Source organism: Paucibacter aquatile, from assembly GCF_002885975.1.
GTDB lineage: Bacteria > Pseudomonadota > Gammaproteobacteria > Burkholderiales > Burkholderiaceae_C > Paucibacter_A > Paucibacter_A aquatilis.
Genome location: NZ_POSP01000001.1, coordinates 26,511 through 52,215, shown reverse-complemented (window position 1 = coordinate 52,215; position 25,705 = coordinate 26,511). Strand labels below are relative to the sequence as shown.

At 64.2% G+C, this 25,705-nt stretch carries 33 protein-coding genes; 10 read left to right on the top strand and 23 right to left on the bottom strand.

All coding sequences use genetic code 11. The features are described from left to right. Positions 1-4 precede the first annotated feature (4 nt). From rplE to rpsL, 19 genes are all read right to left on the bottom strand, one after another. A complete protein-coding gene (gene rplE / locus C1O66_RS00285; RefSeq protein WP_102766027.1) occupies positions 5-544 on the bottom strand; it encodes a 50S ribosomal protein L5 in 540 nt (179 codons plus the stop codon). Between the two features lie 10 nt (positions 545-554). Next, a complete protein-coding gene (rplX, locus tag C1O66_RS00280; protein WP_102766026.1) occupies positions 555-872 on the bottom strand; it encodes a 50S ribosomal protein L24 in 318 nt (105 codons plus the stop codon). A gap of 26 nt (positions 873-898) precedes the next feature. Beyond that, complete coding sequence (rplN, locus tag C1O66_RS00275) at positions 899-1,267, bottom strand: 50S ribosomal protein L14 (protein WP_058721914.1); 369 nt, start codon at positions 1,265-1,267, stop codon at positions 899-901. A gap of 322 nt (positions 1,268-1,589) precedes the next feature. Continuing rightward, positions 1,590-2,099, bottom strand: coding sequence for a peroxiredoxin (locus C1O66_RS00270; RefSeq protein ID WP_102766025.1), 510 nt, complete (start codon positions 2,097-2,099; stop codon positions 1,590-1,592). A gap of 180 nt (positions 2,100-2,279) precedes the next feature. Next, on the bottom strand, positions 2,280-2,549 hold the full coding sequence (gene rpsQ, locus C1O66_RS00265; protein WP_102766024.1) for a 30S ribosomal protein S17: 270 nt from the start codon (positions 2,547-2,549) through the stop codon (positions 2,280-2,282). Next, positions 2,546-2,746: a 50S ribosomal protein L29 gene (gene rpmC, locus C1O66_RS00260; protein ID WP_102766023.1), complete on the bottom strand. Its 201-nt coding sequence runs from the start codon at positions 2,744-2,746 to the stop codon at positions 2,546-2,548. The genes rpsQ and rpmC overlap by 4 nt, the downstream gene beginning before the upstream one ends. A gap of 13 nt (positions 2,747-2,759) precedes the next feature. Next, the gene (gene rplP, locus C1O66_RS00255) at positions 2,760-3,176 is read right to left on the bottom strand and encodes a 50S ribosomal protein L16 (RefSeq protein ID WP_058721910.1); all 417 of its coding nucleotides are present in this window, start codon (positions 3,174-3,176) and stop codon (positions 2,760-2,762) included. A 2-nt stretch (positions 3,177-3,178) separates the two neighbouring features. Continuing rightward, the gene (gene rpsC, locus C1O66_RS00250) at positions 3,179-4,033 is read right to left on the bottom strand and encodes a 30S ribosomal protein S3 (RefSeq protein WP_102766022.1); all 855 of its coding nucleotides are present in this window, start codon (positions 4,031-4,033) and stop codon (positions 3,179-3,181) included. Positions 4,034-4,049: 16 nt separating this feature from the next. Beyond that, entirely contained in the window at positions 4,050-4,379 is a 330-nt protein-coding gene (gene rplV, locus C1O66_RS00245) for a 50S ribosomal protein L22 (RefSeq protein WP_102766021.1), read from the bottom strand. Positions 4,380-4,390: 11 nt separating this feature from the next. Beyond that, a complete protein-coding gene (rpsS, locus tag C1O66_RS00240; protein ID WP_102766020.1) occupies positions 4,391-4,669 on the bottom strand; it encodes a 30S ribosomal protein S19 in 279 nt (92 codons plus the stop codon). Positions 4,670-4,679: 10 nt separating this feature from the next. Next, positions 4,680-5,504 (bottom strand): 50S ribosomal protein L2, encoded by an 825-nt coding sequence (rplB, locus tag C1O66_RS00235; RefSeq protein WP_102766019.1) that lies wholly within the window; start codon positions 5,502-5,504, stop codon positions 4,680-4,682. Then, on the bottom strand, positions 5,504-5,818 hold the full coding sequence (rplW, locus tag C1O66_RS00230) for a 50S ribosomal protein L23 (RefSeq protein ID WP_102766018.1): 315 nt from the start codon (positions 5,816-5,818) through the stop codon (positions 5,504-5,506). The genes rplB and rplW overlap by 1 nt, the downstream gene beginning before the upstream one ends. Then, complete coding sequence (gene rplD, locus C1O66_RS00225; RefSeq protein ID WP_102766017.1) at positions 5,815-6,435, bottom strand: 50S ribosomal protein L4; 621 nt, start codon at positions 6,433-6,435, stop codon at positions 5,815-5,817. Before rplD ends, rplW begins: the two co-directional genes overlap by 4 nt. Continuing rightward, complete coding sequence (rplC, locus tag C1O66_RS00220) at positions 6,435-7,106, bottom strand: 50S ribosomal protein L3 (RefSeq protein WP_102766016.1); 672 nt, start codon at positions 7,104-7,106, stop codon at positions 6,435-6,437. The genes rplD and rplC overlap by 1 nt, the downstream gene beginning before the upstream one ends. Before the next feature lie 317 nt (positions 7,107-7,423). Next, entirely contained in the window at positions 7,424-7,735 is a 312-nt protein-coding gene (gene rpsJ / locus C1O66_RS00215) for a 30S ribosomal protein S10 (protein WP_102766015.1), read from the bottom strand. A 107-nt stretch (positions 7,736-7,842) separates the two neighbouring features. Beyond that, the gene (tuf, locus tag C1O66_RS00210; protein WP_102766014.1) at positions 7,843-9,033 is read right to left on the bottom strand and encodes an elongation factor Tu; all 1,191 of its coding nucleotides are present in this window, start codon (positions 9,031-9,033) and stop codon (positions 7,843-7,845) included. A 162-nt stretch (positions 9,034-9,195) separates the two neighbouring features. Beyond that, positions 9,196-11,298 (bottom strand): elongation factor G, encoded by a 2,103-nt coding sequence (fusA, locus tag C1O66_RS00205; protein WP_102766013.1) that lies wholly within the window; start codon positions 11,296-11,298, stop codon positions 9,196-9,198. A 70-nt stretch (positions 11,299-11,368) separates the two neighbouring features. Further along, positions 11,369-11,839 carry a 30S ribosomal protein S7 gene (rpsG, locus tag C1O66_RS00200; RefSeq protein ID WP_102766012.1) on the bottom strand — a complete coding sequence of 157 codons (471 nt, stop codon included), beginning with the start codon at positions 11,837-11,839 and terminating at the stop codon, positions 11,369-11,371. A gap of 166 nt (positions 11,840-12,005) precedes the next feature. Then, positions 12,006-12,380: a 30S ribosomal protein S12 gene (gene rpsL, locus C1O66_RS00195; RefSeq protein ID WP_102766011.1), complete on the bottom strand. Its 375-nt coding sequence runs from the start codon at positions 12,378-12,380 to the stop codon at positions 12,006-12,008. Between the two features lie 404 nt (positions 12,381-12,784). Between rpsL and C1O66_RS00190 the strand changes: the two genes are divergently transcribed. After that, positions 12,785-13,258 (top strand): putative toxin-antitoxin system toxin component, PIN family, encoded by a 474-nt coding sequence (locus C1O66_RS00190; RefSeq protein ID WP_102766010.1) that lies wholly within the window; start codon positions 12,785-12,787, stop codon positions 13,256-13,258. Between the two features lie 34 nt (positions 13,259-13,292). Here C1O66_RS00190 and C1O66_RS00185 read toward each other — a convergent pair whose 3' ends face one another. After that, complete coding sequence (locus C1O66_RS00185) at positions 13,293-13,505, bottom strand: hypothetical protein (protein WP_102766009.1); 213 nt, start codon at positions 13,503-13,505, stop codon at positions 13,293-13,295. A 250-nt stretch (positions 13,506-13,755) separates the two neighbouring features. Here C1O66_RS00185 and C1O66_RS00180 point away from each other — a divergent pair, with 250 nt between their 5' ends. Beyond that, positions 13,756-14,319, top strand: coding sequence for a thymidine kinase (locus C1O66_RS00180; protein WP_102766560.1), 564 nt, complete (start codon positions 13,756-13,758; stop codon positions 14,317-14,319). Positions 14,320-14,388: 69 nt separating this feature from the next. On the opposite strand, the gene C1O66_RS00175 is transcribed toward C1O66_RS00180, so the two are convergent. Continuing rightward, a complete protein-coding gene (locus C1O66_RS00175; protein ID WP_102766008.1) occupies positions 14,389-14,625 on the bottom strand; it encodes a hypothetical protein in 237 nt (78 codons plus the stop codon). Between the two features lie 233 nt (positions 14,626-14,858). After that, entirely contained in the window at positions 14,859-15,617 is a 759-nt protein-coding gene (locus C1O66_RS00170) for an enoyl-CoA hydratase/isomerase family protein (RefSeq protein WP_102766007.1), read from the bottom strand. Between the two features lie 144 nt (positions 15,618-15,761). On the opposite strand from C1O66_RS00170, the gene C1O66_RS00165 reads away from it, so the two are divergent. The 4 genes from C1O66_RS00165 (at position 15,762) to C1O66_RS24155 (ending at position 22,274) form a co-directional block, all read left to right on the top strand. Beyond that, the gene (locus C1O66_RS00165; protein ID WP_102766006.1) at positions 15,762-16,799 is read left to right on the top strand and encodes a branched-chain amino acid ABC transporter permease; all 1,038 of its coding nucleotides are present in this window, start codon (positions 15,762-15,764) and stop codon (positions 16,797-16,799) included. A gap of 9 nt (positions 16,800-16,808) precedes the next feature. Next, positions 16,809-18,593: a branched-chain amino acid ABC transporter ATP-binding protein/permease gene (locus C1O66_RS00160; protein ID WP_102766005.1), complete on the top strand. Its 1,785-nt coding sequence runs from the start codon at positions 16,809-16,811 to the stop codon at positions 18,591-18,593. A 25-nt stretch (positions 18,594-18,618) separates the two neighbouring features. Further along, positions 18,619-19,368: an ABC transporter ATP-binding protein gene (locus tag C1O66_RS00155; RefSeq protein WP_102766004.1), complete on the top strand. Its 750-nt coding sequence runs from the start codon at positions 18,619-18,621 to the stop codon at positions 19,366-19,368. Positions 19,369-19,520: 152 nt separating this feature from the next. Then, on the top strand, positions 19,521-22,274 hold the full coding sequence (locus C1O66_RS24155) for an HD domain-containing phosphohydrolase (protein ID WP_243392646.1): 2,754 nt from the start codon (positions 19,521-19,523) through the stop codon (positions 22,272-22,274). Positions 22,275-22,307: 33 nt separating this feature from the next. Here C1O66_RS24155 and C1O66_RS00145 read toward each other — a convergent pair whose 3' ends face one another. Continuing rightward, entirely contained in the window at positions 22,308-23,039 is a 732-nt protein-coding gene (locus tag C1O66_RS00145) for a helix-turn-helix domain-containing protein (protein ID WP_102766003.1), read from the bottom strand. 149 nt (positions 23,040-23,188) lie between these two features. Here C1O66_RS00145 and C1O66_RS00140 point away from each other — a divergent pair, with 149 nt between their 5' ends. The 4 genes from C1O66_RS00140 (at position 23,189) to C1O66_RS00125 (ending at position 25,701) form a co-directional block, all read left to right on the top strand. Beyond that, a complete protein-coding gene (locus tag C1O66_RS00140) occupies positions 23,189-24,256 on the top strand; it encodes a cytochrome P450 family protein (RefSeq protein WP_102766002.1) in 1,068 nt (355 codons plus the stop codon). Then, positions 24,253-24,684 (top strand): antibiotic biosynthesis monooxygenase family protein, encoded by a 432-nt coding sequence (locus tag C1O66_RS00135; RefSeq protein ID WP_102766001.1) that lies wholly within the window; start codon positions 24,253-24,255, stop codon positions 24,682-24,684. The genes C1O66_RS00140 and C1O66_RS00135 overlap by 4 nt, the downstream gene beginning before the upstream one ends. Further along, positions 24,681-25,136: a bleomycin resistance protein gene (locus tag C1O66_RS00130; RefSeq protein ID WP_243392645.1), complete on the top strand. Its 456-nt coding sequence runs from the start codon at positions 24,681-24,683 to the stop codon at positions 25,134-25,136. Before C1O66_RS00135 ends, C1O66_RS00130 begins: the two co-directional genes overlap by 4 nt. A 100-nt stretch (positions 25,137-25,236) precedes the next feature. Continuing rightward, a complete protein-coding gene (locus tag C1O66_RS00125; RefSeq protein ID WP_207795888.1) occupies positions 25,237-25,701 on the top strand; it encodes a CreA family protein in 465 nt (154 codons plus the stop codon). Positions 25,702-25,705: the final 4 nt, after the last annotated feature.

Below are 25,705 nucleotides of genomic sequence, written 5' to 3'. Positions count from 1 at the left end.
CACCTCAGTTCTTGAACGGAAACTTGAACGCAGCCAGGAGTGCCTTGGCTTCGTCGTCCGTTTTGGCGGTAGTGGTGATGCTGATGTTCAGACCACGCAGCGCATCCACCTTGTCATAGTCGATCTCAGGGAAGATGATCTGTTCTTTGACGCCGATGTTGTAGTTGCCGCGGCCGTCGAACGAGCGACCCGAGATACCACGGAAGTCACGAACGCGCGGCAGCGCGATCGTCACGAAACGATCCAGGAATTCATACATCTGAACGCCGCGCAGGGTGACCATGCAGCCGATCGGCACGTTGTCACGAATCTTGAAACCTGCAATGGCCTTCTTCGACTTGGTGACCACAGGCTTCTGGCCAGCGATCTTGGTCAGGTCGCCCACGGCGTGGTCCATGACCTTCTTGTCGGCGACCGCTTCACTGACACCCATGTTCAGGGTGATCTTGGTGATGCGCGGCACTTCCATGACCGACTTGTAACCAAACTTCGCCGAGAGGTCGGGCACAACTTTTTCGCGATAAAACGCTTGCAAACGAGCCATGTCGAACCCCTTAAGCCTTGATCTCTTCGCCGGTCGACTTGTAAACGCGCACCTTCTTGCCATCGGCGAGCAGCTTGATGCCCACGCGATCGGCCTTGCCGGATGCAGCGTTGAAAATCGCCACGTTGGATTGATGGATAGGCATCGTCTTGTCCACCACACCACCGGTGGTACCCTTCATCGGGTTGGGCTTGACGTGCTTTTTGACGACATTGATGCCGTCGACGACGATGTGATCAGCATCCACGCGCTGCGTCACCGCACCACGCTTACCTTTGTCACGGCCGGTCAGAACGATGACCTCGTCGCCTGTGCGAATCTTGTTCATGGCAATACCTTTGTCTGTGGCTGAGCTCAGAGAACCTCAGGCGCCAGCGACACGATCTTCATGAAACGCTCGGTACGCAGTTCACGCGTCACCGGGCCGAAGATACGAGTGCCGATCGGCTCGAGCTTGGCGTTCAGCAGCACGGCGGCATTGCCGTCGAACTTGACCAAAGAGCCGTCTTGACGACGCACGCCCTTGGCGGTGCGAACCACCACAGCGCTGTAAACCTCACCCTTTTTGACGCGGGCGCGAGGCGCAGCTTCTTTGATGCTGACCTTGATGATGTCACCAATACCGGCATAACGACGCTTGGAACCACCAAGCACCTTGATGCACATGACGGACTTGGCGCCAGTGTTGTCCGCGACATCGAGTCGCGATTGCATTTGAATCATGTCTATCCCCAACTTTTCCCAAATCCTCTGCTGCATCGCGCGGCAAATTCATCGGTCAGTCTTGGGCCCGTTGACCAAACGCGATTCTCAGCACTCATGTGTGAGTTTCGCGCCCAGCAGTTGAGGGCGGATCCGAGGCCATAACGCATCACAAGATGCGCCGTGCGTTCGGCGAAGCTTTAGATTGTGCACCAGAAGTCCTGATGCCGTCAAGTGCGAATTGAAAAACATTCCAAAGCCCAGACAGCCCACCGGGCCGGTGGCTGCGGGCTTGGCAAACCTCGCGCTCGACGAGAAGCGGCGCTCGATGCGCCGCTTGAACTCAGACTTGCTGAGCTTGAGCGAGCATGGTCGCTGCATCGCTCACTTCGAACTTGCCGGGTGCTTCGATATTGAGCGTCTTGACCACGCCATCGACCACCAGCATGGAATAGCGCTGCGAACGCAGGCCCAAGCCGCCCGCAGTCAGATCCAGCGTCAAGCCCGTGGCCCTGGTGAACTCGGCACTGCCATCCGCCATCATGCGAACCTTGCCGGCCGTCTTCTGCTCACGTCCCCAGGCACCCATCACAAAGGCGTCATTGACCGACAGGCACCAGATTTCATCGACACCGGCGGCGCGCAGAGCCTCGGCCTGCTGCACATAGCCCGGCACATGCTGAGCCGAGCAGGTCGGCGTGAACGCACCAGGCAGCGCAAAGATGGCAATCTTTTTGCCAGCCACCAGGGCGTCGACGGCGAACTTGTTCGGGCCGAGGGAGCAGCCCTCGCCTTCAACTTCGATGAATTCTTGCAGGGTGGCCGCGGGCAGGCGATCGCCGATCTTCAGCATGAGGTGTCCTTTGTAGATAGATGTGAAAGGGGAACCGACCCTGCTTCGCCACAGCAGCGTGCGACGAATAAAGGATCCAAGGCCGGAAATGAAAAATGACCGGGCGCCAGTATTCCAGCGTTCCGGTCATTCCTGTCATGCGGAGCCCGAAGACCCCGCGAAAGACATGTTTTGCGGTGATTAAACCACTTGTGCCTTCTCGACCAGGCGGGTCACGACCCAGCTCTTGGTCTTGGACAGCGGACGGCTTTCAGCGATCTCAACCACATCACCCATCTTGTACTCGCCCTTTTCATCGTGGGCGTGGTACTTGCGAGAACGGGCCACGATCTTGCCGTAGAGCTCGTGCTTGGCCCGACGCTCAACCAGGACCGTGATGGTCTTGGCGCGCTTGTCGCTGACCACGCGACCGACCAGGGTGCGCGTGTTCTTTTCTTGAGCTTGCGTCATTTCGCGGCTCCCTTCTTCTTCTCGTTCAAGATGGTCTTGACACGAGCGATGTCGCGGCGCGTGTTGCCCAACACGGTGTGGTTGGTCAACTGTTGAGTCGCCTTTTGCATGCGAAGGCCGAAATGGGCCTTCAGCAGGTCGGTCACTTCCTTTTCCAAGGCAGCGACATCCTTGCCACGCAGTTCAGATGCTTTCATGGTGTTCTCCGCTTCAGGTGCCGACCTGGCGGGTCACGAAGGTGCAGCTCAGCGGCAGCTTTGCAGCAGCCAGAGTGAACGCTTCGCGAGCCAGGGCTTCCGGCACACCGTTGATCTCGTAGAGCACCTTGCCAGGCTGAATTTCAGCGACGTAGTACTCCGGGTTGCCCTTACCGTTACCCATACGGACTTCGGCGGGCTTCTGGGAGATCGGCTTGTCGGGGAAGATGCGGATGAAGATACGACCACCGCGCTTGATGTGGCGCGAGATTGCACGACGTGCAGCTTCGATTTGACGAGCCGTCAGGCGGCCGCGTTCGGTAGCCTTCAGACCGAAGTCACCGAAAGAAACGGCAGCACCGCGGGTAGCAACACCAGTGTTACGACCCTTTTGCTCCTTGCGGTATTTGCGACGAGCTGGTTGCAGCATGTTTATTCTCCTTTGGCCTCACCGCCAGCGGGTGCGGCCTTGCGGACGACACGCTTGGCAGCGGGCTGGGCTGCGTCACCGGTGGAAGCCGGCTTGTCGCCGCCTTCACCACGCGGACCACGGTCACCACCCGGGCGGCCACGGCCAGCCGGGGCGCCAGGACGGGCGTTGCGACGCGGACGACGATCGTCTTCACCAGCTTCGCTCTTGATCACCGGCGCTTCGCCGTTGGCCAGGCGGTCGCCGCGGTAGACCCACACCTTCACGCCGATGATGCCGTACGTCGTGCTGGCTTCGGAGAAGCCGTAGTCGATGTCAGCCTTCAGGGTGTGAAGAGGCACACGGCCTTCACGGTACCACTCGCAACGAGCGATTTCGATGCCGTTCAGACGGCCCGACGACATGATCTTGATGCCTTGAGCACCCAGACGCATCGCATTCTGCATCGCACGCTTCATGGCGCGGCGGAACATGATGCGCTTTTCCAGCTGCTGGGTGATCGAGTCGGCGATCAGCTGAGCATCGATTTCAGGCTTGCGCACTTCTTCGATGTTCACTGCCACCGGCACGCCCAGACGCTTGGTCAGCTCGGCCTTCAGGCTTTCGATGTCCTCGCCCTTCTTGCCGATCACCACGCCCGGACGAGCCGAGAAAATGGTGATGCGGGCGTTCTTCGCGGGGCGCTCAATCAGAACGCGCGACACAGCGGCGTTCTTCAGGCGTGCCTTCAGGAAGTCGCGGACCTGCAGATCTTCGGCCAGCATGGACGCGAAGTTCTGGTTGTTCGCGTACCAACGCGAAGCCCAGTTACGCGTGACAGGCAGGCGAAAACCGGTCGGATGAATTTTCTGTCCCATAGTCTTCCTTCAGCCTTCAGTTGCCGACCGACACGAAGATGTGGCAGGTGGGCTTGCTGATGCGGTTGCCACGGCCCTTGGCGCGGGCAGAGAAACGCTTCAGAGTTGCACCTTGCTCCACATAGATCGTGGTGACCTTGAGCTCATCAATGTCAGCGCCGTCGTTGTGCTCGGCGTTGGCGATGGCGCTTTCCAGCGCCTTCTTGATGATCAGGGCCGCCTTCTTCTGGGTGAATTCCAGGATGTTGAGCGCTTGGTCCACCTTCTTGCCGCGGATCAGGTCCGCCACCAGGCGGCCCTTGTCACACGAGAGGCGAACGCCGCGAACGATTGCTTTGGTTTCCATCGTTGGCATCCTTACTTCTTCCCGGCCTTCTTGTCGGCCGGGTGGCCCTTGAAGGTGCGGGTCAGTGCGAATTCACCCAGCTTGTGGCCGACCATCTGGTCCGACACATAAACCGGCACGTGTTGCTTGCCGTTGTGGACGGCGATCGTCAGACCGATGAACTCGGGCAGGATCGTCGAACGACGCGACCAGGTCTTGATAGGCTTCTTGTCCTTGGCAGCAACCGCCTTCTCGACCTTGGCCAAGAGGTGGTGGTCAATGAACGGGCCCTTCTTCAGTGAACGAGTCATGGCCTACCCTTTACTTCTTGCGACGCGAAACGATGAACGTCTGCGTGCGCTTGTTGTTACGAGTGCGGAAGCCCTTCGTGAGGGTGTTCCACGGCGACACAGGCGCCTGGCCTTCACCGGTACGACCTTCACCACCACCGTGCGGGTGATCCACCGGGTTCATGGCGGTACCACGAACGGTCGGACGGATGCCCTTCCAACGGATTGCGCCGGCCTTGCCGTACTGGCGCAGCTGGTGCTCTTCGTTCGACACTTCGCCAATCGTGGCGCGGCAGTCGATGTGGATGCGACGGACTTCACCCGAGCGCAGACGCAGCTGGGCGTAGACGCCTTCGCGAGCCATCAGCACCACGGACACGCCAGCCGAGCGGGCGATTTGCGCGCCCTTGCCAGGCAGCATTTCGACGCAGTGGATGGTGGAGCCCACGGGGATGTTGCGGATGGGCAGGGTGTTACCAGCCTTGATCGGGGCTTCCGCGCCGCTCACGATGGTCGAACCCACTTCCAGGCCACGGGGAGCGATGATGTAACGACGCTCGCCGTCGGCATAGCACACCAGAGCGATGTGCGCCGTACGGTTCGGGTCGTATTCAATGCGCTCAACCTTGGCGGGGATGCCGTCCTTGTTGCGCTTGAAGTCGACCACACGGTAGTGGTGCTTGTGACCACCGCCCTTGTGGCGAATCGTGATGTGACCGTTGTTGTTACGGCCAGCATTTTGCTTTTGCGGTTCCAGCAGCGAAGCTTCCGGAGCGCCCTTGTGCAGGTGCGAGTGCACCACCTTCACGACGGCACGGCGGCCAGGTGAAGTCGGCTTGACTTTAACGACGGCCATTACGCAGCCTCCCCGGAGAAGTTGAGCTCTTGGCCCGCCTTCAGCGACACGTACGCCTTCTTGACGTGGTCGCGGCGACCGATGGAACGGCCGAAGCGCTTGACCTTGCCCTTGACGTTGACGACGTTCACAGCCTCAACCTCGACCTTGAACATCAGTTCAACAGCGGCCTTGATTTCGGGCTTGGTGGCGTCGCGCAGCACCTTGAACAACACTTGGTTGTGCTTTTCAGCAACCGCCGTGGCCTTTTCGGACACGATGGGAGCCAGCAGCACCGAGGCCAGACGGCCTTCAGAATACTTTTGGGCGCTCATGCCAGCATCTCCTGGAGTTGCTCCATAGCGGCCTTGGTCACCAGCACCTTCTTGTAGAAGACCAGCGACAGGGGATCCGCGTAGCGCGGCTCGCACACCAGCACATTGGCCAGGTTGCGCGAAGCGAGCAGCAGGTTGTCGTCCATCTGATCAGCGATCAGCATCACCGATTCCAGGCCCATGGCCTTGAACTTGGCGGCCAACAGCTTGGTCTTGGGAGCTTCCAGCGTGATCGAATCGATCACGGCCAGACGGCCTTCACGTGCCAGCTGCGAGAGGATGGCGGCCATACCGGCGCGGTACATCTTCTTATTCAGCTTGTGGGTGAAGTTTTCGTCGGGCATGTTCGGGAAAATCCGACCGCCCCCACGCCACAGCGGCGAGGACGTCATACCAGCACGTGCACGACCCGTTCCCTTTTGACGGAACGGCTTCTTGGTCGAGTGCTTGACTTGTTCGCGGTCCTTCTGGGCGCGAGTGCCTTGGCGAGCGTTGGCCTGGAAGGCCACGACCACCTGGTGCACCAGGGCTTCGTTGTAATCGCGAGCAAACAGCGTATCAGGAGCGTCCACCTTGGCGGTGGCCTGACCTTGCTCATTCAGGAGCTCGAGCTGCATCAGATGGCTCCCTTCTTGAGCTTGACCTTGACGGCGGGACGAACGACAACGTGGCCGTTCTTCGAACCCGGCACAGCACCGCGGACCAGCAGCAGTTGACGAACTTCGTCAACGCGCACGATGTCCAGGTTCTGCACGCTCACCGTCACGTCACCCAGGTGACCCGACATCTTCTTGCCCGGGAACACGCGGCCCGGATCCTGTGCCATCGAGATGGAACCAGGAACATTGTGCGAGCGGCTGTTACCGTGCGAAGCACGCTGCGAGCTGAAGTTGTGACGCTTGATGGTGCCTTCGAAGCCCTTACCGATGGAGGTGCCTTGCACGTCCACCAGCTGACCCACTGCGAACAGCGAGACCGGCACTTGCGCGCCAGGCTTGTACTCGGCGGCCACTTCAGCGGCAACACGGAATTCGCTCATGACACGACCGGCTTCCACACCTGCCTTGGCAAGGTGGCCGGCTTCCGGCTTGGTAACGCGCGATGCTTTGCGCTCACCGTACACCACTTGAATGGCGGTGTAGCCGTCGGTCTCTACGGTCTTGATCTGGGACACGCGGTTGTTGGACACATCCAGCACCGTCACAGGCACGGCATCGCCGTCGTCCGTGAAGATGCGCATCATGCCCACCTTGCGGCCCAGCAATCCGAGACGATTGCTTAGACTCATGGTTTTTCTCCAGCCCCACAGGTTGACCCTGGAAGCCATTTACATACACCCGACATCGATTGGCCGGGCTGACCAGTGCACCGTACGCACAAGCCCTCCCTGGGGAAGCCCTGCCGGACACGATGCGCCAAATTCCGCGCCGGAAAATTCCACCGCGGAAAAGCTGGCGAGTATAGCGTGAACCCTGATGAATACGCAAGGGTCACGACACCCTACCAAGAAAAAGGGCGACTCTTTCGAGTCGCCCTTCTCTGAATCTGACCGAGGTCAGTTCACATGCTCAGCACCGTCTTGCGTCGGCGCCAGCATGTCAAGCATCACTGCAGCTTGATTTCGACGTCGACGCCAGCCGGCAGGTCGAGCTTCATCAGCGCGTCAACGGTCTTGTCCGTCGGGTCCACGATGTCCATCAGACGTTGGTGGGTACGGATTTCGAACTGGTCGCGCGAAGACTTGTTCACGTGCGGCGAACGCAGGATGTCAAAACGCTCGAAGCGGGTCGGCAGGGGCACGGGACCCTTGACGATCGCGCCAGTGCGCTTGGCGGTTTCCACGATCTCGGCAGCCGATTGGTCGATCAGCTTGTAGTCAAACGCCTTCAGGCGGATGCGGATCTTTTGCTTTTGCATGACGATTCCTTCAAAGAACGTGCGGGCTCAAATGCCTTGAGTGCCGCGAAGTAGGTGAAGCCCGCGCCGCCACATCGGCAGCGGCGCGGACTGGTCACGCAAAAGTGTTAGGCCAGGATGGTGGCAACCACACCCGAACCCACGGTACGGCCACCTTCGCGGATCGCGAAGCGCAGACCGGTTTCCATGGCGATCGGAGCGATCAGCTTCACGGTGATGCCGACGTTGTCGCCGGGCATGACCATTTCCTTGTCGGCCGGCAGCTCCACAGCACCGGTCACGTCCGTCGTACGGAAGTAGAACTGGGGACGGTAGTTGTTGAAGAACGGGGTGTGACGGCCGCCTTCTTCCTTGCTCAGCACATACACCTCAGCGGTGAAGTGGGTGTGCGGCTTGATGGTGCCGGGCTTGGCCAGCACTTGGCCGCGCTCCACGTCTTCGCGCTTGGTGCCGCGCAGCAGGATACCGACGTTGTCGCCGGCTTGACCTTGGTCCAGCAGCTTGCGGAACATTTCCACGCCGGTGACGGTGGTCTTCTGCACGTCGCGGATACCGACGATTTCGATTTCTTCGCCGACCTTGATGATGCCGCGCTCAACGCGACCGGTCACCACGGTGCCACGACCCGAGATCGAGAACACGTCTTCGACCGGCAGCAGGAAAGCACCGTCCACAGCGCGCTCAGGCGTGGGGATGTAGCTGTCCAGAGCGTCAGCCAGGCGCATGATGGCTTGCTCGCCCAGATCGCCGGTGTCGCCTTCCAGAGCCAGCTTGGCCGAACCCTTGATGATGGGGGTGTCGTCGCCGGGGAAGTCGTACTTGCTCAGCAGCTCGCGCACTTCCATTTCCACCAGTTCCAGCAGCTCGGCGTCATCCACCATGTCGCACTTGTTCAGGAACACGATGATGTACTTCACACCCACTTGGCGAGCCAGCAGGATGTGCTCGCGGGTCTGGGGCATCGGGCCGTCAGCGGCCGAGCACACCAGGATCGCGCCGTCCATCTGTGCGGCGCCGGTGATCATGTTCTTCACATAGTCAGCGTGGCCGGGGCAGTCCACGTGGGCGTAGTGACGGCCAGCGGTTTCGTACTCGACGTGAGCGGTGTTGATGGTGATGCCGCGAGCCTTTTCTTCAGGCGCAGCGTCGATCTGGTCGTAGGCCTTGGCCTCGCCGCCGAACTTCTTCGACAGCACGGTCGCGATCGCAGCCGTCAGGGTCGTCTTGCCATGGTCCACGTGACCGATGGTGCCGACGTTGACGTGCGGCTTGGTGCGTTCAAATTTACTCTTTGCCATTGCAATTGCTCCAAAAAGAACAGGTCGCCAGTCTCAGGGTTTAGCGTTTCCCTCAGGCCTGCGGCTCCCGGCGACTGGCAACCGGGCAGAACCTGAGAAAGACGATCTCGAATGAGAAGAAGCGCGGAAGCCTCGGTTGGAGGATTCAGCGCTTCGGAGTCATCACTTGCCGCGGGCGGTGATGATGGCGTCAGCCACGTTCTTCGGAGCTTCAGCGTAGTGCTTGAACTCCATCGTGTAGGTGGCGCGGCCTTGGGTGGCGGAACGCAGGGTCGTCGAGTAACCGAACATTTCCGACAGCGGAACTTCGGCCTTGATGATCTTGCCACCGCCGACCATGTCGTCCATACCTTGGACCATGCCGCGACGGCTGGACAGATCGCCCATCACCGTACCGGCGTAGTCTTCCGGCGTTTCGACTTCCACGGCCATCATCGGCTCCAGGATCACCGGCGAAGCCTTGCGGCAGCCGTCCTTGAAGCCCATCGAAGCGGCCATCTTGAAGGCGTTTTCGTTCGAGTCCACTTCGTGGTACGAACCGAAGGTCAGCGTGACCTTCACGTCCACCACGGGGTAGCCGGCCAGCACGCCATTCGGCAGGCTGTCGATGATGCCCTTTTCCACGGCCGGGATGAATTCGCGAGGAACCACACCGCCCTTGATGGCGTCCACGAACTCGAAGCCCTTGCCCGGCTCTTGCGGCTCAACGGTCAGCACGACGTGACCGTACTGGCCCTTACCGCCCGACTGACGTACGAACTTGCCTTCCACGTCGGTGGCCGACTTGCGGATGGTTTCGCGGTAGGCCACTTGCGGCTTGCCGACATTGGCTTCCACGCCGAACTCGCGCTTCATGCGGTCGACAATGATTTCCAGGTGGAGCTCGCCCATGCCGGAAATGATGGTCTGGCCCGATTCTTCATCGGTACGCAGGCGGAAGGACGGATCTTCCTTGGCCAGACGGCCCAGGGCGATACCCATCTTTTCCTGGTCGGCCTTGGTCTTGGGTTCCACGGCCTGCGAGATCACGGGCTCAGGGAAGACCATCTTTTCCAAGGTGATCACTGCTTCCGGATCGCACAGGGTTTCACCGGTGGTGACGTCCTTCAGGCCCACGCAAGCTGCGATGTCGCCGGCCAGAATTTCCGAGATTTCTTCACGCTGGTTGGCGTGCATCTGCAGAATACGACCGATACGTTCCTTCTTGCCGCGGATCGGGTTGAACACCGAATCGCCCGACTTCAGCACGCCCGAATAGACGCGCACGAAGGTCAGTTGACCGACGTAGGGGTCGGTCATCAGCTTGAAGGCCAGAGCCGAGAACTTGGCATCGTCGGACGCATCGCGCGACGACGGCTGGTCGTTCTCGTCCGTGCCCGGCACGGGAGGAACGTCCACCGGCGAGGGCAGGAAGTCGATCACGCCGTCCAGCATGCGCTGCACGCCCTTGTTCTTGAACGCGGTACCGCAGAACATCGGCTGGATTTCAGCAGCCAGCGTACGGGCACGGATGCCTTCCAGGATTTCGGCTTCGCTCAGCTCGCCGGACTCCAGGTACTTGTTCATCATGTCTTCGTTCGACTCGGCAGCGGCTTCAACCAGGTTGTCGCGCCACTTTTGCGCATCGGCCTGCAGCTCGGCAGGGATGTCGCGATAGTCGAACTTCATGCCCTGGGAGGCTTCGTCCCAGAAGATGGCCTTCATCTTGATCAGGTCGACCACGCCCTTGAAGTTTTCTTCAGCGCCGATGGGGATGACCACGGGCACAGGGTTGGCCTTCAGACGCAGACGCATCTGATCGTAGACCTTGAAGAAGTTGGCGCCGGTACGGTCCATCTTGTTCACAAAGGCCAGACGAGGCACCTTGTACTTGTTGGCTTGGCGCCAGACGGTTTCCGACTGGGGCTGCACGCCACCCACAGCGCAGTAAACCATGCAAGCACCGTCGAGCACGCGCATCGAACGCTCGACTTCAATGGTGAAGTCCACGTGTCCGGGGGTGTCGATGATGTTGAAGCGGTGCTCGGGGTAGGACATGTCCATGCCCTTCCAGAAGCAGGTGGTCGCAGCCGAGGTGATGGTGATACCACGCTCTTGCTCTTGCTCCATCCAGTCCATGGTGGCCGCGCCATCATGCACTTCACCGATCTTGTGGTTCACACCGGTGTAGAAAAGGATACGCTCGGTCGTCGTGGTCTTGCCAGCGTCGATGTGCGCCGAGATACCGATATTGCGGTAGCGCTCGATGGGGGTCTTGCGTGCCATGATGTCACTCCAGAAAGGCAGGAGCCGCCAGCGGGTCAGTAGAAACCCGAGGCGGCTGAATCGAAGTAAATTAGAAGCGGAAGTGCGAGAAGGCCTTGTTGGCTTCGGCCATGCGGTGAACTTCGTCACGCTTCTTCATGGCGCCGCCGCGGCCTTCAGCTGCTTCCAGCAGCTCGTTGGCCAGACGCTGCGACATGGATTTTTCACCACGCTTGCGGGCCGATTCCTTCAACCAACGCATGGCCAGAGCCATCCGGCGGACGGGACGAACTTCCACGGGAACTTGGTAGTTCGCACCGCCAACGCGGCGGGACTTCACTTCGACCATCGGCTTGACGTTGTTCAAGGCAACCAGGAACACTTCCAGCGGGTCCTTGCCAACCTTCTTTTCGACTTGTTCCAGAGCACCGTAAATGATGCGCTCTGCAACCGCCTTCTTGCCCGACTCCATGATGACGTTCATGAACTTGGACAGATCAACATTGCCGAACTTGGGATCAGGCAGGATCTCGCGCTTGGGTACTTCGCGACGACGTGGCATGGGATTCTTCCTCTTGCTTCAGTGGGTACGGGCAACTGCCCTGCACCTTTGGATGACCACCGACTTCTGGGGCATCCACTTACTCGGTAGCGGCCAATCTTGGGAATGGCTGAAACCGCAAAAACGCCTGGCGCCAGCAGAATGCCGGGCCGACATGACTCTTTGATTACTTCTTCGGACGCTTCGCGCCGTACTTGGAACGCGACTGCTTGCGGTCTTTCACGCCTTGCAAGTCCAGCGAACCGCGCACGATGTGGTAACGCACACCCGGCAAGTCCTTGACACGACCGCCGCGCACCAGCACCACGCTGTGCTCTTGCAGGTTGTGGCCTTCACCGCCGATGTAGGAGATGACCTCGAAACCGTTGGTCAGGCGCACCTTGGCAACCTTACGCAGAGCCGAGTTCGGCTTCTTCGGAGTCGTGGTGTAGACGCGGGTGCAAACGCCGCGGCGTTGCGGGCAATTCTGCATTGCCGGCGACTTGGATTTCGTGACCTCGGCCTGACGGCCGTGGCGCACGAGCTGATTGATGGTTGGCATAAGTAACTTGTTCCCGTTTGAAGTCACACACTTCAGCAGCATCACTCAGGATGAGCGCAAACCTTGACCGGCTGACGCGGCACACCCGGCACCAACGCGGGATGCGACACACGCCTGAAATCTTCACAAAGATCCAGTGACAAATCGCCAGCGGGTTTATTCACCGCCGGCGGCATTCCGTGAATCCATGGAAAATTCTCAGCAAGGCCTGCTGAAGAGCCCGCGATTGTAGATCAGATCAACGAGAACACACAAGCCAAGGCTTCGGAAGGCGCTATGCTGCCTCGCTTTGCCGAAGTTCCGGGCCGCTCAGCCCGCTTGCGGACCCGAGGCCGCAGGCCCTGCCGCACACGACCGCAACCCGCCACACGATCCGATTCCACGCGGCCTGGCCGCGGCTGCTCATGCCCGATTTCCCAGCGACCGATTCCGCCCACACCGCCCCGCGCATCGTCATCGACACCCAGGTGATCATGGACTGGCTGGTGTTTCGCGATCCTCGTGCGCAGGCTCTGGCACAGGCCGTGGTCGGCCGGCAGGTGCAATGGATCGGCGAGACGGCCATGCTCGACGAGCTTCGCCATGTGCTGGGCCGCGGGGTCGCCGCCCAGTTCAAACCCGATCTCGCCTGGATCGAAAGCCAGTTCGAGCAGCATTGCCAGATGATCGCCAGCGCCAGCCCTCCGGCCGTGCGCCTGGTCTGCCGCGACCCAGACGATCAGAAGTTCATCGACCTGGCCCTGGCTCAGCGGGCGCACTGGCTGCTGTCGCGCGACCGCGCCGTGCTGGCCCTGGCCAAACGTGCGCGGGCTCAAGGCTTGCTGATCTTGAATCCAGATAAATGGACGCCCCCGCCCCCGGCCTGCCTCGCTGCCTGAGCGCTCGGCGAGCAAGCCGCCAGAGCAGTTTCGTTCAGGCCTGCTTTTCCGGCTTCACGCAGGCCGGCTTGCACACCACCTCGGTGCGGCCCAGCACGCGCTTGGACATCAGGTTGTTGGGGGTGCGGTGTTTGCCGCATTTGAAGCAAGAGCGGGTATGACCGCTGCCCAGAAAGGGCGAACCGCCCAGTTTGGACTCATAACGCAGACCGTTGTCACTGACGCTGGTGTAGGTGTCTTTGCTCATTGTTGTCGCGGGTTCACGGTGCCGACCATCAGCGCGAGGGGCGCCTAGGCCTGAATGTGCTGGACTGCTTTCCTCTGCCCTCTGAACCATAGTAGGCGGCCGGGCGTGGCTTTGACTACCTCGCTTGCCCCAGGTTTTGTCACAATCGCGCACGCCGGCCGGCCCCTCCCCCTCAGATGCGGGCGCTGGGCGCGCCAATTCGCCCTACCGGGCTGGCTTTCCAACCTTTTTGCAGCCCAAGCCCCTCGACATGGCCAAACTGTTTTTTCGCTACGCGGCCATGAATGCCGGCAAATCCACCGCCCTACTGCAGGTGGCGCACAACTACGAGGAGCGCGGCCACCGCGTGCGACTGTTCACCGCGCAGATCGACGATCGCTACGGGCGCGGCACCATCACCTCACGCTTGGGGCCGCAGCGCGAGGCGGAGGTGTTTGGGCCCGAGACGGATTTTCTGGCCCTGCCGCTGCAACTGCCGGAGGTGTCCTGCGTCTTGATTGATGAGGCGCAGTTTCTACTCAAACCCCAGGTCTGGGCGCTGCATGAGCTGGCGCATGTGCGCAATGTGCCGGTGATCTGCTACGGCTTGCGCACCGACTTCCAGGGTGAGTTGTTCCCCGGGTCCGCCACCTTGCTGGCTCTGGCGGACGAGATGGACGAGATGAAGACCATCTGCGACTGCGGCCGCAAGGCCACGATGAATATGCGTGTCGACGCCAACAACCGCAAGGTCACCGAAGGCAATCAAGTGGAAATTGGTGGCAACGCCCGCTACCGGGCGGTGTGCGGGCGCTGCTTCCGGCAGCAGGCCTGAGAGAGCCAGGCTGGCCGGCGTTGAAGTCGGGAACGCCGCGCGCCACTCGGGGCGCGCTGGCGTGTCCGCTCAGCCCTTGCTGAGTTGTTCGTCGAGTTCCTTGCACGACGGTGCGCAGACGGGCTGCGACTTGCCCAAGAGCTTCTTGGATTTCAGCATCGCGCGCGGGCGGTGCTTGCCGCACAAAAAGCACGACATGGTTGCGGCACCAAAGGAAGAGGTCGCCGCGAACGGCGAACCCGGTGCTTTAGAGCGGTAACGCAGACCATCGGCTTCGATGGTCGTTTTAGTACTGTCCTTGGCCACGTCGGTCCTGATAGTGAGTTAGTGGGAGCTAGCCATGCCGGGCCGGTGACTCCGTTGCCGAAGCCGCCGCCCGAATGGGCGAACCCCGCTATTTTCCACCATCTGGAGGCCGATCCGGCGCCGGCGCCGCCCGCCGGCCCCAGACACAGAGGGAGGGGATTCCCCTAGAGCGCCCCAAACACGGGCCTTGCAGACCCTGTCCGACCCCAGCAAACATGCGGCCGCTGGGCGCTTCAACGCCCCTCAAAACGCGGCGTGCGACGCGCCTGCCAGGCCGCAACGCCCTCGGCCAAATCGCTGGACGCATTGGCCCGGGCGATGTCGGCCTGCAGCGCAGCCGGGTCCAGCTGACCGCGCGCGATCGCATTCAAGTGCTTCTTCATGCCCAGCAGCGCCAGCGGCGCCATGGCCAGCAGCTGGGTCACAAGTTCCTGCGTGGCGGTCTCCAGCGCCGCCGCATCGGGCAGCAACTGGTCGAGAAAGCCGCTGCGCAGCATCTCCTGCGCGTCCAGCGTGGCACCCGCCAGCAAGACCTTCTTGGCCCAGGGCAGGCCAAGGCGGCTGACATAGCGCTCCATGCCGCCGCGGTAGAAATGCAGGCCCAGCTTGGCCGCCGGCACAAACATCTCGCAGGCCGGCTGCCCAAGGCGGAAATCGCAGGCCAGGGCCAGGTCGGTCGCGCCGCCGTAGACGCCGCCCTGGATCTGGGCCACGGTCACCGGGCGGGCGTTCTCCCAGGCATCACTGAGCTCGGCAAACAGGGCGCCGGCGTCGAGGCCCGGCACCGCGTCGATATTGAATCCACTGCAGAAATGCCGGCCCTCGCCGCGCAGCAGCAGCACGCGCAGCTCCTCGCGCGCATTCACCTCTTGCAGCTGCGCCTGCAAGTCCAGCAAGTCGCTGGGCTCCAGGCGGTTGGCCAGGCGAGGCCGGCGCAGGGTGATGCGGGCCAGATGGCCATCAACTTCGAGCAAAGGGGCGTGGCCAGGCATGGCGGGCAAGAATGCAAACAAGGGCGAAGCAGGCAGTCTAGCGGCAGGCCGGTTTGTCAATGCGGCCCTGTCCCGAGCGGCGCCCGGCCCTCACTTGTTTAGAGTCGGACGCATCCGCCACGCTCTCGCTGCCACTGCCTCTCCATGGATTTATCAATCGCCAGCATCCTGCTGCTCGACGGCCTGAGCAACGGCGCCATCTACGCCCTGCTGGCCCTGTCCACCGTGCTGGTGTTCACCGTGACCCGGGTGATCTTCATCCCGCAGGGTGAGTTCGTGGCTTTCGGCGCGCTCACCCTGGCCGCCCTGCAGCAAGGCCAAAGGCCGGGCACTGTGGTGTTTTTGCTGAGTCTGACCGGCCTGGTCGCCCTGCTCGACCTCTGGGCCGGGTGGCGGGCGGGCGAGGCGGCCACGCCCCTGCTGCGGCGGGTGGTCCAGGCCGCCGCCCTGCCCCTGGGTCTGAGCGCCCTGGCCTGGTGGGCGGCGCCGCTGCAGCTGCCCTTGCTGCTGCAGGTGCTGCTGACCCTGGCCATTGTCACGCCCATGGGCCCCTTGCTGTACCGCCTGGCCTACCAGCCGCTGGCCGACGCCTCGGTGTTGGTGCTGCTGATCGTCTCGGTCGGCGTGCATTTCAGCCTGACCGGCCTGGGCCTGGTGTTCTTTGGCGCCGAGGGCTCGCGCAACCCCAGTTTCTGGGACAGCAGCTTCACCCTGGGCCCGCTGTTCATGGCCGGGCAGACGGTGATCATCCTGCTCGCCTCGCTGGCCCTGATCGTGCTGCTCTGGCTGTTCTTCGAGCGCAGCCTCTACGGCAAGGCCTTGCGGGCCACAGCGGTGAACCGGCTGGGTGCGCGGCTGATGGGCATTTCCAGCACGGCTGCGGGCCGCCTGTCCCTGGCCATGGCGGCCTTCATCGGCGCGCTCTCGGGCGTGCTGATCAGCCCGACCACGACGATTTTTTACGACAGCGGTTTTTTGATCGGCTTGAAAGGTTTCGTCGCCGCGGTGTTCGCCGGCCTGGCCAGCTATCCCGGCGCGGCACTGGGCGCGGTGCTGGTGGGGCTGCTGGAGTCCTTCAGCTCCTTCTGGGCCAGCGCCTTCAAGGAGGTGATCGTCTTCACCTCCATCCTGCCGGTGCTGCTGTGGCGCTCGCTGCGCAACCCGCACTCTGACGAGCATTGAGCCGTGAACATGCGACTGAACCGCAGCCTCCTGCTGCCCGCCCTGGGCCTGGCCCTGCTCTTCGCCCTGCCCTTGCTGCCGGTGCCCGAGTTCTGGATCACCCAGCTCAACTACATCGGCATGTTCGCCCTGGTCAGCCTGGGCCTGGTGCTGCTGACCGGCGTGGGCGGCCTGACCTCTTTCGGGCAAGCCGCCTTTGTGGGCCTGGGCGCCTACAGCACGGCGCTGCTGAGCACGCAGTTCGGACTCTCGCCCTGGCTGGGCCTGCTCGCGGGCTGGCTGCTGACTGGCGGCGTGGCCTGGCTGCTGGCCCTGTTGACGCTGCGCATGTCGGGCCACTACCTGCCGCTGGCAACCATCGCCTGGGCGCTGAGCCTCAACTTCAGCATGGCCAATCTGGAAGTGCTGGGCAAGTACGACGGCATCCTCGGCCTGCCGGCGCTGCAACTCTTCGGCCTCAGCCTGCAGGACGGCCGCGCCATCTACGGCCTGATCTGGGGCATCGCCCTGCTGGCGGCGCTGGCGGTGCGCAATCTGCTGGACTCGCGACCGGGCCGCGCCATCCGTGCGCTGAACGGCGGCGTCACCATGGCCGAGGCCATGGGCGTGTCCACCTTCCGCTACAAGGTCATCATCTTCGTGCTGGCGGCCCTGCTGGCCTCCACCTCGGGCTGGCTGTTCGCCCATGTGCAGCGAACGGTCAACCCCAGCCCCTTCGGCCTGAAGATGGGCATCGAGTACCTGTTCATGGCCGTGGTCGGCGGCGTGTCCAGCGTCTGGGGCGCCTTTGTCGGCGCCGGGGTATTCAAGCTGGTGGAAGACCAGCTGAAAGAGCTGCTGCCCGCCCTGCTCGGCAGCAATGGCAATTTCGAGATCATCGTGCTGGGCATCGTGCTGGTGCTGGTGCTGCAGCATGCGCCGCGCGGGCTCTGGCCCTATGCCCAACAGCTGCTGCAGCGCTGGTGGACCAGCCCGGGTCGAGCGCGGGATTGGAGCAATGCGGAGCCCCTGCCCCAGCGCGCCAAGCCGCAGGCGGGCGAGCCGCTCTTGCAGGTCGAGCGCCTGCGCAAGCAGTTCGGCGGTCTGGTGGCCGTGAACGATGTCAGCTTCGGCATCCGGGCCGGCGAGATCATCGGCCTGATCGGCCCCAACGGCGCCGGCAAGTCCACCACCTTCAACCTCATCACCGGCGTGCTGCCGGCCAGCGGCGGCTCCGTGCATTTCCGCGGCGAAGATGTGTCAGGCCTACCCTCGCGCGAGATCGCCCGGCGCGGCGTGTCGCGCACTTTCCAGCACGTCAAGATGATGGCCGAGATGACGGTGCTGGAGAACGTGGCCCTGGGCGCCTATCTGCGCGGCCATAGCGGCACGCTGCGCGCCCTCTTGCGCCTGGACCGTGCCGAGGAGGCGCGTCTGTTCCGCGAGGCCGAGCTGCAGCTGCGCCGCATCGGCATGGCCGAGCAAGCGCATGAGCTGGCCGGCAATCTGGCCCTGGGTCCGCAGCGCCTGATGGAGATCGCCCGCGCCCTGTGCAGCGACCCTGCCCTGCTGCTTCTGGACGAGCCTGCCGCCGGCCTGCGCCACAAGGAAAAGCAAGCCCTGGCCGAGGTGCTGCGCCAGCTGCAGCGCGAAGGCCTGAGCGTGCTGCTGGTCGAGCACGACATGGAATTCGTGATGGGCTTGACCGACCGCCTGGTGGTGATGGAGTTCGGCACCAAGCTGATCGAAGGCACGCCGGCCGAGGTGCAGGCCAGCCCCGAGGTGCGCGCCGCCTACCTCGGCACCGAACATTGAATGCCTCTGCCAGGACGCTGAACCCATGAGCTCCCCCACACCCTTGCTGAGCGTGCGCGGACTGCACGCCGGCTATGGCCGCGCCGAGGTGCTCAGCGGCCTCGATCTGGACCTGCCGGCCGGACAGGTGGTCACGGTCATCGGCCCCAACGGCGCCGGCAAGAGCACCACCTTGAACGCCTTGATGGGCGTGCTGCCGGCACGCGGCCGCATCCTGCTGGACGGCGAGGACATTGCCGGCCTGAGCCTGGAAGAACGCGTGATGCGCGGCCTGGCCCTGGTGCCGGAAAAGCGCGAGCTCTTCACCACCATGAGCGTGGAGGACAACCTGCTGCTCGGCGGCTACCGTCCGCTGCGCCTGGGCCAGCGCGACTGGCGCGAGCAGCTGGCCCAGGTCTTCGAGCTGTTCCCACGCCTGCTGGAGCGGCGCGAGCAGCTGGCCGGCACCTTGTCCGGCGGCGAGCGCCAGATGCTGGCCGTCGGCCGCGCCCTGATGGCCCGGCCCAAGGTGCTGATGCTGGACGAGCCCAGCCTGGGCCTCGCACCGCTGGTGGTGAAAGAGATCTTCCGCATCGTGACCACCTTGCGCGAGCGCGGCGTCAGCGTGCTGCTGGTGGAGCAGAACGCCCGCGCGGCGCTGGAGGTGGCCGACTACGGCTATGTGCTGGAGACCGGCGCCATCGCCTTGCAAGGCCCGGCCGCCACGCTGGCCGGCGACGGTCGTGTGGTCGAGACCTATCTCGGCAGCGCCCGGCACAAGCCGGCCGCCATGTGACGGCTTGAAGAACCGCGGTGCGCAAAGCGCCGCCGGGCCTGAAATACTTGACGAATTCCCCGCGGGCTTGAAATCCGTCCTTGGGTTCACGCTGATACTGGCCGATGACCTGAAGGCCGCGACGACGGACCGGGGAGGAATCTTTGTCAGCCATGGATCTGTTTGCACTCAACCACGAAGTCACTGTCCTGGAATCGGCCCTGACCGAGCTTCAGGGTGAAGCGCGCCTGAGCGTGCTGCTGCCCCTGGCCTGGCATCTGCGTCAGCGCGACTGCAAGCGCGCCCTTCTGCTGGTCAACGAGGCCGAGGAATGGCTGGCCCAGGTGAGCTGGGATGAAGCCCGCAGCCAGGCCTGCCATGCACGACTCTTGCTGGTGCTGGGCGAAGTGGCCTGGTTGTTCGCCCAGCTCGATGCGGCCGAGCAATACGCCGAGGCCGCGGTCGAGAACTTCGCCCAGCTGGGCGACCGCGTCGGCTGCGGTGACGGCCAACTGCTGCGCGCCGCCCTGTGCACCGAGCATGGCGACAGCGCCACCCGCGACGCCTGCCTGCAACAGGCGCAAGACGACTACCGCGCCGCCGGGGACGCCGAGCGCCAGCAGATCGTGCGCGCCATGCGCCTGAACCATGCGGCCTGGCGCGACACCACCGGCACGGCGGCACGGCTGCACAGCGAATTCGCCGGTCTGCCCCAGCCCCTGCCCCCGGCCCTGCAAGCCTGGGTCAGCAGCGCCAATGCCCTGGTGGCCGCCTTCACCGGCGAGCTGGGCATGGCGATCAAGCATTTTCTGCAGGCCCACCACGCGGCCATGGAAAGCGGCCAGATCCGCCACGCCGTGTTTTCAGCCAGCAATGGCGCCGACAATTTCGCGTCGCTCGGCGACCTGGATGCCGCCCTGGAATGGGACGAGCTGGCCCTGGCTCAGGCCCAGGCCTGCGGCTGGCCCGGCACCCTGGGCGGCGCGCAGATGCAGACCGGCAATGTGCTGCGCCTGCTGGGCCGCCTGCCCGAGGCCCACGCCATCCTGAACGAGGCGCTGGAATCCATGCAGGCCCTGCATCACGCCAGCCGCTACAGCCTGGCCCTGCAGTACCAGGGCGATGTGGCCCTGGACATGGGCGAGCCGGCGGCAGCGCTGGATTGTTTTCTGCAAGCCGAGACCATTGCGGTCAATCTGGGCGAGCCTTTCTATCTGCTGCGCTGCTGGCGCGGCCAGGCCAGTGCCCTGGGCCGGCTCGGCGAGCCCGAGCAGGCATTGAGCAAGATCTCGGCCGCCTTGCTCAATGCCCGCGAGCTGGGCAGCGCCGATGAGCAGATCAAGGTGCTGCGCGTCTTCGCCGAGCTCTACCAGCAATACGCCCTGCCCGCCCCCGAGGGCATGACGGCCGCCAGCCCCACCCTGCACTACCTGCTGCAGGCCTTGCAAATGGCCAGCAGCATCAAGGGCTACATCCTGCCCAGCGACCTGCTCGACGAGCTGGCCAATGCCTACGCTGCCACCGGTGATGCCGCGCAGGCTCGCCATTACGGCCAGGCCGCCGCAGCCGCGCGTGACAACAAGCGCCTGGACGATGCGCGCAACCGCGCCATGGCCATGCAGGTGCGGCAGGAGAGCGCCTTGGCCCGTGCCGAGGCCGAGTACCACCACCGCCTGGCGCAGGCCGAGAGCGAACGCGCCGCCCAGCTGCAGGAGGCCAGTGCCACGCTGGAGACCCTGGGCCGCATCGGCCGCGAGATCACCGGCAGCCTCAACACCGACGCCGTTTTCGCCGCGCTGTATCGCCACCTCGGTCAGCTGCTGGACACGACCTCCTTCTTCGTCTACCTGCTGGAGCCAGGCGGCCATGCGCTCAAGGCCGCCTTCATCAACGAGGCGCGCCACCGCTTCCCCTCGCCGCTGATTTCGCTGCAAGATCCCGAATCGCTGACCGCACGCTGTGCCCGCGAACGCTGCGAGCTGTTCTTCCCGTCCGCGCCCCGCAGCCATCCGCCCGGGCATCTGATGGGGCCACTGGAAACGCAGAGCATGATGTTCTCGCCTCTGCTGATCGGCGACCGGCTGCTGGGCGTGATGTCGGTGCAGTCGGTGGACAGCCATGCCTACGGCGAACGCGAGCAATCGATCTTCCGCACCCTGTCGGCTTACGCCGCCATCGCCCTGGACAACGCCGGGGCCTACGCCGCCGCCGAGACCGCGCGCCAGCAAGCGAACGCCGCGCTGGAGGCCCTGAACGAAGCCCGCGCCAAGCTGGCCGACCGCGCCGAATGGCTGGCCGAGGAGGTGCGCAAGGCCACCAACCAGATCGTTCAGCGCGAGCGCGAGACCGTGATCCGCCTGTCCAAGGCGGCCGAGTACCGCGACCCCGAGACCGGCGCCCACATCCTGCGCATGGCGCATTACTCCGAGCTGATCGCGCGCGGCCTGGGCCTGCCCGTGGCCGACCAGGAGCTGCTGCTGGAAGCCGCACCCATGCACGACATCGGCAAGGTCGGCATCACCGACAGCATCCTGCTCAAGCCCGGCCGGCTGACGCCGGAAGAGTTCGAGATCATGAAGCTGCACGCCAGCTACGGCTACGAAATCCTCAAGGACAGCTCCTCCCTGGTGCTGCAGGCCGGCGCCGCCATCGCTCTGGGCCACCACGAAAAATACGATGGCACCGGCTATCCGCAAGGCCTCCAGGGCGAGGCCATTCCCATCTTCAGCCGCATCGTCGCCGTGGCCGATGTCTTCGATGCCCTGACGTCCGAGCGCCCCTACAAAAAAGCCTGGACCTTGGAGGCCGCCGCCGCCCACATCAAGGCCCATGCGGGCAGCCACTTCGACCCGGACTGTGTGCGCGTCTTCTTCGAGCACTGGGACGAGGTGCTGGACATCCGCCAGCGCTTCCAGGACGAGGATTGATGCGCCGGGCGCGGGCGCGGGCGCGGGCGAGGCTCAGGCCTCGCCGAGCAGGCGGCGCAAGCCCGCCCGACCGCGCGGCGTGATGCGCAGGGCGCGGCTGTCCAGCGCGCCCTCCACCCAGGCCTTGCGTTCCAGCAGCGCCAGCCAGGCTGCGCCCAAGGCGCCGCCCAGATGCGGCCGGCGCACGCTCCAGTCCATGCAGGGGCAGGCGAAGCGGCGCCGTTGGCGCAGCGCCGCCCCCAGGTCCAGACCCAAAGCCGCCAACGCATCCTGGCCCGCCAGGCTCAGCTGATAACTGCGAGCGTCCTCGGCTTGTACGATCAACCAGCCCTGCTGAAGCAGGTGCTCGTGCCAGCGCACGGCCCACTCGCCGGCCATGTGGTCATAGCAGCGCCGGGCCTCGCGCAGCTCGGGCGGCGTGCTTGGCTCAAAGCGCGGCAAGGCCTCGCTGTGTTGGCGGCCCGCCAGCACCAGCAGGGCCTCGAGCGCAGCGCCCACTTCGCCCCCGGCCAGGCTGTGGTAGCGATGACGCCCCTGGACCTCGCAGCACAGCAGGCCGGCCGCGACCAGGCGGCTCAGATGGGCACTGGCCGTGGAGGCCGCGATCTCGGCCGCCGCCGCCAGCTCGGTCGCAGTGCGGGCATGGCCATCGAGCAGGCAGCACAAGATGCGCGCACGCGCCGGCTCGCCCATGGCCTGAGCCAATGCGGCCAGGGCTTGATCGGCAAAGCCAGCGCCGCGGGGCGGCAAGGGTGTGTCATCCATGCTTCGATGGTAAGCGAAGCATGTGCGCGGCCAGCACCAGACACTGACGCCTCTGAACTCACTGAGCCCCTCTCTCCACCTCCATGCCCTGCCCCTTCACCTCCCCACTTCCACCCGACGCCCCATCCAGCCCAGCGGCCGACACCCCCATGGCCGCGCAGGACTGCAAGCGGTTTGATTTCGACCCCATCTTGCAAGCCCATGTGATCGCGGGGCCTGATCTGCTGCGTCAGGCGCTGAGGCATCCGGACCTCGGCGTGCGGCCGCCCGATCAGCCCCTGCCGCCAGCCTTGCAAGGCCGCCGCTTCGGCGCCATTTACGGCCAATGGCTGCGCATGCGCGAAGACCCCGCACGCAACGCAGAACGACAGGCGCTGGAGCAGGCCCTGACCGCGCTCGACCGCCGCGTGCTGCAGGCCGAGGCCCAGCATCAAGCCCGCCTGGCCTTGAGCCAGAGCTGGGAGGCCTGGCAATGGTCCAGCCTGCCGGCCAGCCTGGCCGCCATGCTGGGCGTACCCATGTCCAGTGCAGCGGATCAAGCCTCGCTTCGGCAGCAGCTCCAGGCCCTGGCCCAGGCGCTACGACCGGAAGCCGGGCCGCGCGAGCTGGACGCGGCCGACCAGGCTTGCGAAGCCTTGACGCAGGGCCTGGGCCGCCAGGGCCCTGCGCCGCTGTGGCGAGGCTTGAGCCTGCCGAACTGGGATGCAGCAGCCCAGGCAATCGGTTTGCTGTGGCAAAGCCATGAGGCTGGCGCCGGATTGCTGGGCCAGGCCCTGCTGGCCGGCGCGGGGCATGAGGCAGAGCTGCTGCGGCTGGCGCAGAGCCCGGGCGTCATCCAGCATACGCGGCGCTGGGCCTTGCACGACTGCCGCTTGGGTGACAGCTACCTACCGCGGGGCACGGCCCTGCTTCTGCGCCTGGCTTGCGAGCCCGCGGAGCCGGGCGCCGGCCTGAGCTTCGGACACGGCCGCCATCAATGCCCGGGCCAGGAACTGGCCTTGCTCATGGCGCAGGCCACCCTGGGCGTCGCCCGCCAGGCCTTGGCGCAGGGCATCGCGCCCCCGTCCTGGCAGGGCCACCATGCACTGGCCCATGCCCGCGTGCCGCGCCTTGCCGACAGGGCCGACCGAGCCGAGAGCCTCGTGCTTGCTGACGCCAAGCTGCCCACCGAGCGAGCGCCAACACCCTCGACCACAGCCCAGGAGTCGCGCCCATGATCCTCGTGGTGTTTGAAGTGAAGCTCGCAGCCGGCCAGCGCGAGCATTACCTGGCGCTGGCGGCGGCCTTGCGGGCGGAGTTGGCGCAGATCGACGGCTTCATCAGCATCGAGCGTTTCCAAAGCCTGAGCGATCCCGACACGCTGCTCTCGCTGTCCTGCTTCCGTGACGAAGCCGCCGTCCAGGCCTGGCGTTCGCAAGCCGCCCACCGCGAGGGCCAGGCTCAGGGTCGGGCGACAGTGTTTGCCGACTATCGCCTGCGCGTGGCCGCCGTGCTGCGCGACTACGGCTTGCACGATCGCGTGCAGGCACCGGCGGACAGCCGGCAGGCCCTGGAAGCGCCCCTCGCCGGCGGCGCGCAACTCGCCCAGCCAAGCCACGGATGCCGCACACAATCGGCGCTTCGCCACGCTCCCCATCCACCGTGAACCGCTGCGCGCCCACCGAACCCTTCTGGAACCCCATGGTGCCCGAGCTCGCCGTCAGCGATCTGGCTGCATCGCTGCACTTCTACCGGGCCTGCGGATTTGAGGTCCGCTTTCGCCGCGATGATCCCCCGTTTGCCTATCTGGAGCTCGGCCGCGCGCAGCTGATGCTGGAGCAAGACCACGCGCACAGCTGGCTGACCGCGCCGACCGAAACGCCGCGTGGCCGCGGCATGAATCTGCAGATCGAGGTCGAGGATGTCGAGCAGCTCCAGGCGCAGCTGCGCCAGTTCGGCTGCCCCCTCTTCCGCGCGCTGGAAGAAAGCTGGTACCCGGTGTCCGAGCGGGAAGAAGAAGGGCAACTGGAGTTTCTGGTACAAGACCTGGATGGCTATCTGCTGCGCTTTTGCCAAGTCCTGGGCTCACGCGAACGCCCGAGCCCTGGCGAGCACTGACGCCCCACCACTCGACGCCACCGCACACGCCGCCACCATGCCCAAGACGCACACCCCGCTCGCCTCGAAGATCTCCTCGTTCTGGCGCCGTGCCGGCCTGATGGGGCTGGGAATCGCAGCTCTTTTCTTGGGCCTGCCGGCCCGGGCGAGCGGCGAGGCCGTGGGCGAGGTCGACACTGCGTTCAAGCTGATCGGCCCCGATCACAAGGTGGTGGTGGAGGCCTACGAAGACCCCAAGGTCACGGGCGTGACCTGCTACGTCTCGCGCGCCAAGACCGGCGGCATCAAGGGCGGCCTGGGCTTGGCCGAAGACAAAGCCGAGGCCTCCATCGCCTGCCGTCAGACCGGGCCGATCGGTTTCGCCAAGCCCCTGGCACGGCAGGAAGAGGTGTTCAACGAGCGCATGTCCCTGGTGTTCAAGAAACTGCGCATCGTGCGCATGGTCGACAGCCGGCGCAACACCCTGGTCTACCTGACCTATTCGGACCGCCTGGTCGACGGCTCGCCGCAGAACAGCGTGACCGCCGTGCCGGTGGATCGCGCCACGCCGATTCCGCTCAAGTGAGCGC

Coding starts and splice junctions, on each gene's coding strand:
- rpsC (WP_102766022.1), bottom strand. CDS start 4,033: ATGGGACAGAAAATTCATCCGACCGGTTTTCGCCTGCCTGTCACGCGT.
- C1O66_RS00270 (WP_102766025.1), bottom strand. CDS start 2,099: ATGCTGAAGATCGGCGATCGCCTGCCCGCGGCCACCCTGCAAGAATTC.
- C1O66_RS00145 (WP_102766003.1), bottom strand. CDS start 23,039: ATGGATGACACACCCTTGCCGCCCCGCGGCGCTGGCTTTGCCGATCAA.
- C1O66_RS00155 (WP_102766004.1), top strand. CDS start 18,619: ATGAGCTCCCCCACACCCTTGCTGAGCGTGCGCGGACTGCACGCCGGC.
- rplW (WP_102766018.1), bottom strand. CDS start 5,818: ATGAGCGCCCAAAAGTATTCTGAAGGCCGTCTGGCCTCGGTGCTGCTG.
- C1O66_RS00140 (WP_102766002.1), top strand. CDS start 23,189: ATGGCCGCGCAGGACTGCAAGCGGTTTGATTTCGACCCCATCTTGCAA.
- rpsS (WP_102766020.1), bottom strand. CDS start 4,669: ATGACTCGTTCACTGAAGAAGGGCCCGTTCATTGACCACCACCTCTTG.
- rpmC (WP_102766023.1), bottom strand. CDS start 2,746: ATGAAAGCATCTGAACTGCGTGGCAAGGATGTCGCTGCCTTGGAAAAG.
- C1O66_RS00185 (WP_102766009.1), bottom strand. CDS start 13,505: ATGAGCAAAGACACCTACACCAGCGTCAGTGACAACGGTCTGCGTTAT.
- C1O66_RS00125 (WP_207795888.1), top strand. CDS start 25,237: ATGGGGCTGGGAATCGCAGCTCTTTTCTTGGGCCTGCCGGCCCGGGCG.
- C1O66_RS00160 (WP_102766005.1), top strand. CDS start 16,809: ATGCGACTGAACCGCAGCCTCCTGCTGCCCGCCCTGGGCCTGGCCCTG.
- C1O66_RS00180 (WP_102766560.1), top strand. CDS start 13,756: ATGGCCAAACTGTTTTTTCGCTACGCGGCCATGAATGCCGGCAAATCC.
- rpsJ (WP_102766015.1), bottom strand. CDS start 7,735: ATGCAAAAGCAAAAGATCCGCATCCGCCTGAAGGCGTTTGACTACAAG.
- rplB (WP_102766019.1), bottom strand. CDS start 5,504: ATGGCCGTCGTTAAAGTCAAGCCGACTTCACCTGGCCGCCGTGCCGTC.
- C1O66_RS00170 (WP_102766007.1), bottom strand. CDS start 15,617: ATGCCTGGCCACGCCCCTTTGCTCGAAGTTGATGGCCATCTGGCCCGC.
- rplX (WP_102766026.1), bottom strand. CDS start 872: ATGAACAAGATTCGCACAGGCGACGAGGTCATCGTTCTGACCGGCCGT.
- fusA (WP_102766013.1), bottom strand. CDS start 11,298: ATGGCACGCAAGACCCCCATCGAGCGCTACCGCAATATCGGTATCTCG.
- rplD (WP_102766017.1), bottom strand. CDS start 6,435: ATGCAGCTCGAGCTCCTGAATGAGCAAGGTCAGGCCACCGCCAAGGTG.
- C1O66_RS00135 (WP_102766001.1), top strand. CDS start 24,253: ATGATCCTCGTGGTGTTTGAAGTGAAGCTCGCAGCCGGCCAGCGCGAG.
- rpsL (WP_102766011.1), bottom strand. CDS start 12,380: ATGCCAACCATCAATCAGCTCGTGCGCCACGGCCGTCAGGCCGAGGTC.
- rplV (WP_102766021.1), bottom strand. CDS start 4,379: ATGGAAACCAAAGCAATCGTTCGCGGCGTTCGCCTCTCGTGTGACAAG.
- C1O66_RS24155 (WP_243392646.1), top strand. CDS start 19,521: ATGGATCTGTTTGCACTCAACCACGAAGTCACTGTCCTGGAATCGGCC.
- rpsG (WP_102766012.1), bottom strand. CDS start 11,839: ATGCCACGTCGTCGCGAAGTACCCAAGCGCGAGATCCTGCCTGATCCC.
- rplE (WP_102766027.1), bottom strand. CDS start 544: ATGGCTCGTTTGCAAGCGTTTTATCGCGAAAAAGTTGTGCCCGACCTC.
- tuf (WP_102766014.1), bottom strand. CDS start 9,033: ATGGCAAAGAGTAAATTTGAACGCACCAAGCCGCACGTCAACGTCGGC.
- rplC (WP_102766016.1), bottom strand. CDS start 7,106: ATGAGTCTAAGCAATCGTCTCGGATTGCTGGGCCGCAAGGTGGGCATG.
- C1O66_RS00190 (WP_102766010.1), top strand. CDS start 12,785: ATGCCCGATTTCCCAGCGACCGATTCCGCCCACACCGCCCCGCGCATC.
- C1O66_RS00165 (WP_102766006.1), top strand. CDS start 15,762: ATGGATTTATCAATCGCCAGCATCCTGCTGCTCGACGGCCTGAGCAAC.
- rplN (WP_058721914.1), bottom strand. CDS start 1,267: ATGATTCAAATGCAATCGCGACTCGATGTCGCGGACAACACTGGCGCC.
- rpsQ (WP_102766024.1), bottom strand. CDS start 2,549: ATGACGCAAGCTCAAGAAAAGAACACGCGCACCCTGGTCGGTCGCGTG.
- rplP (WP_058721910.1), bottom strand. CDS start 3,176: ATGCTGCAACCAGCTCGTCGCAAATACCGCAAGGAGCAAAAGGGTCGT.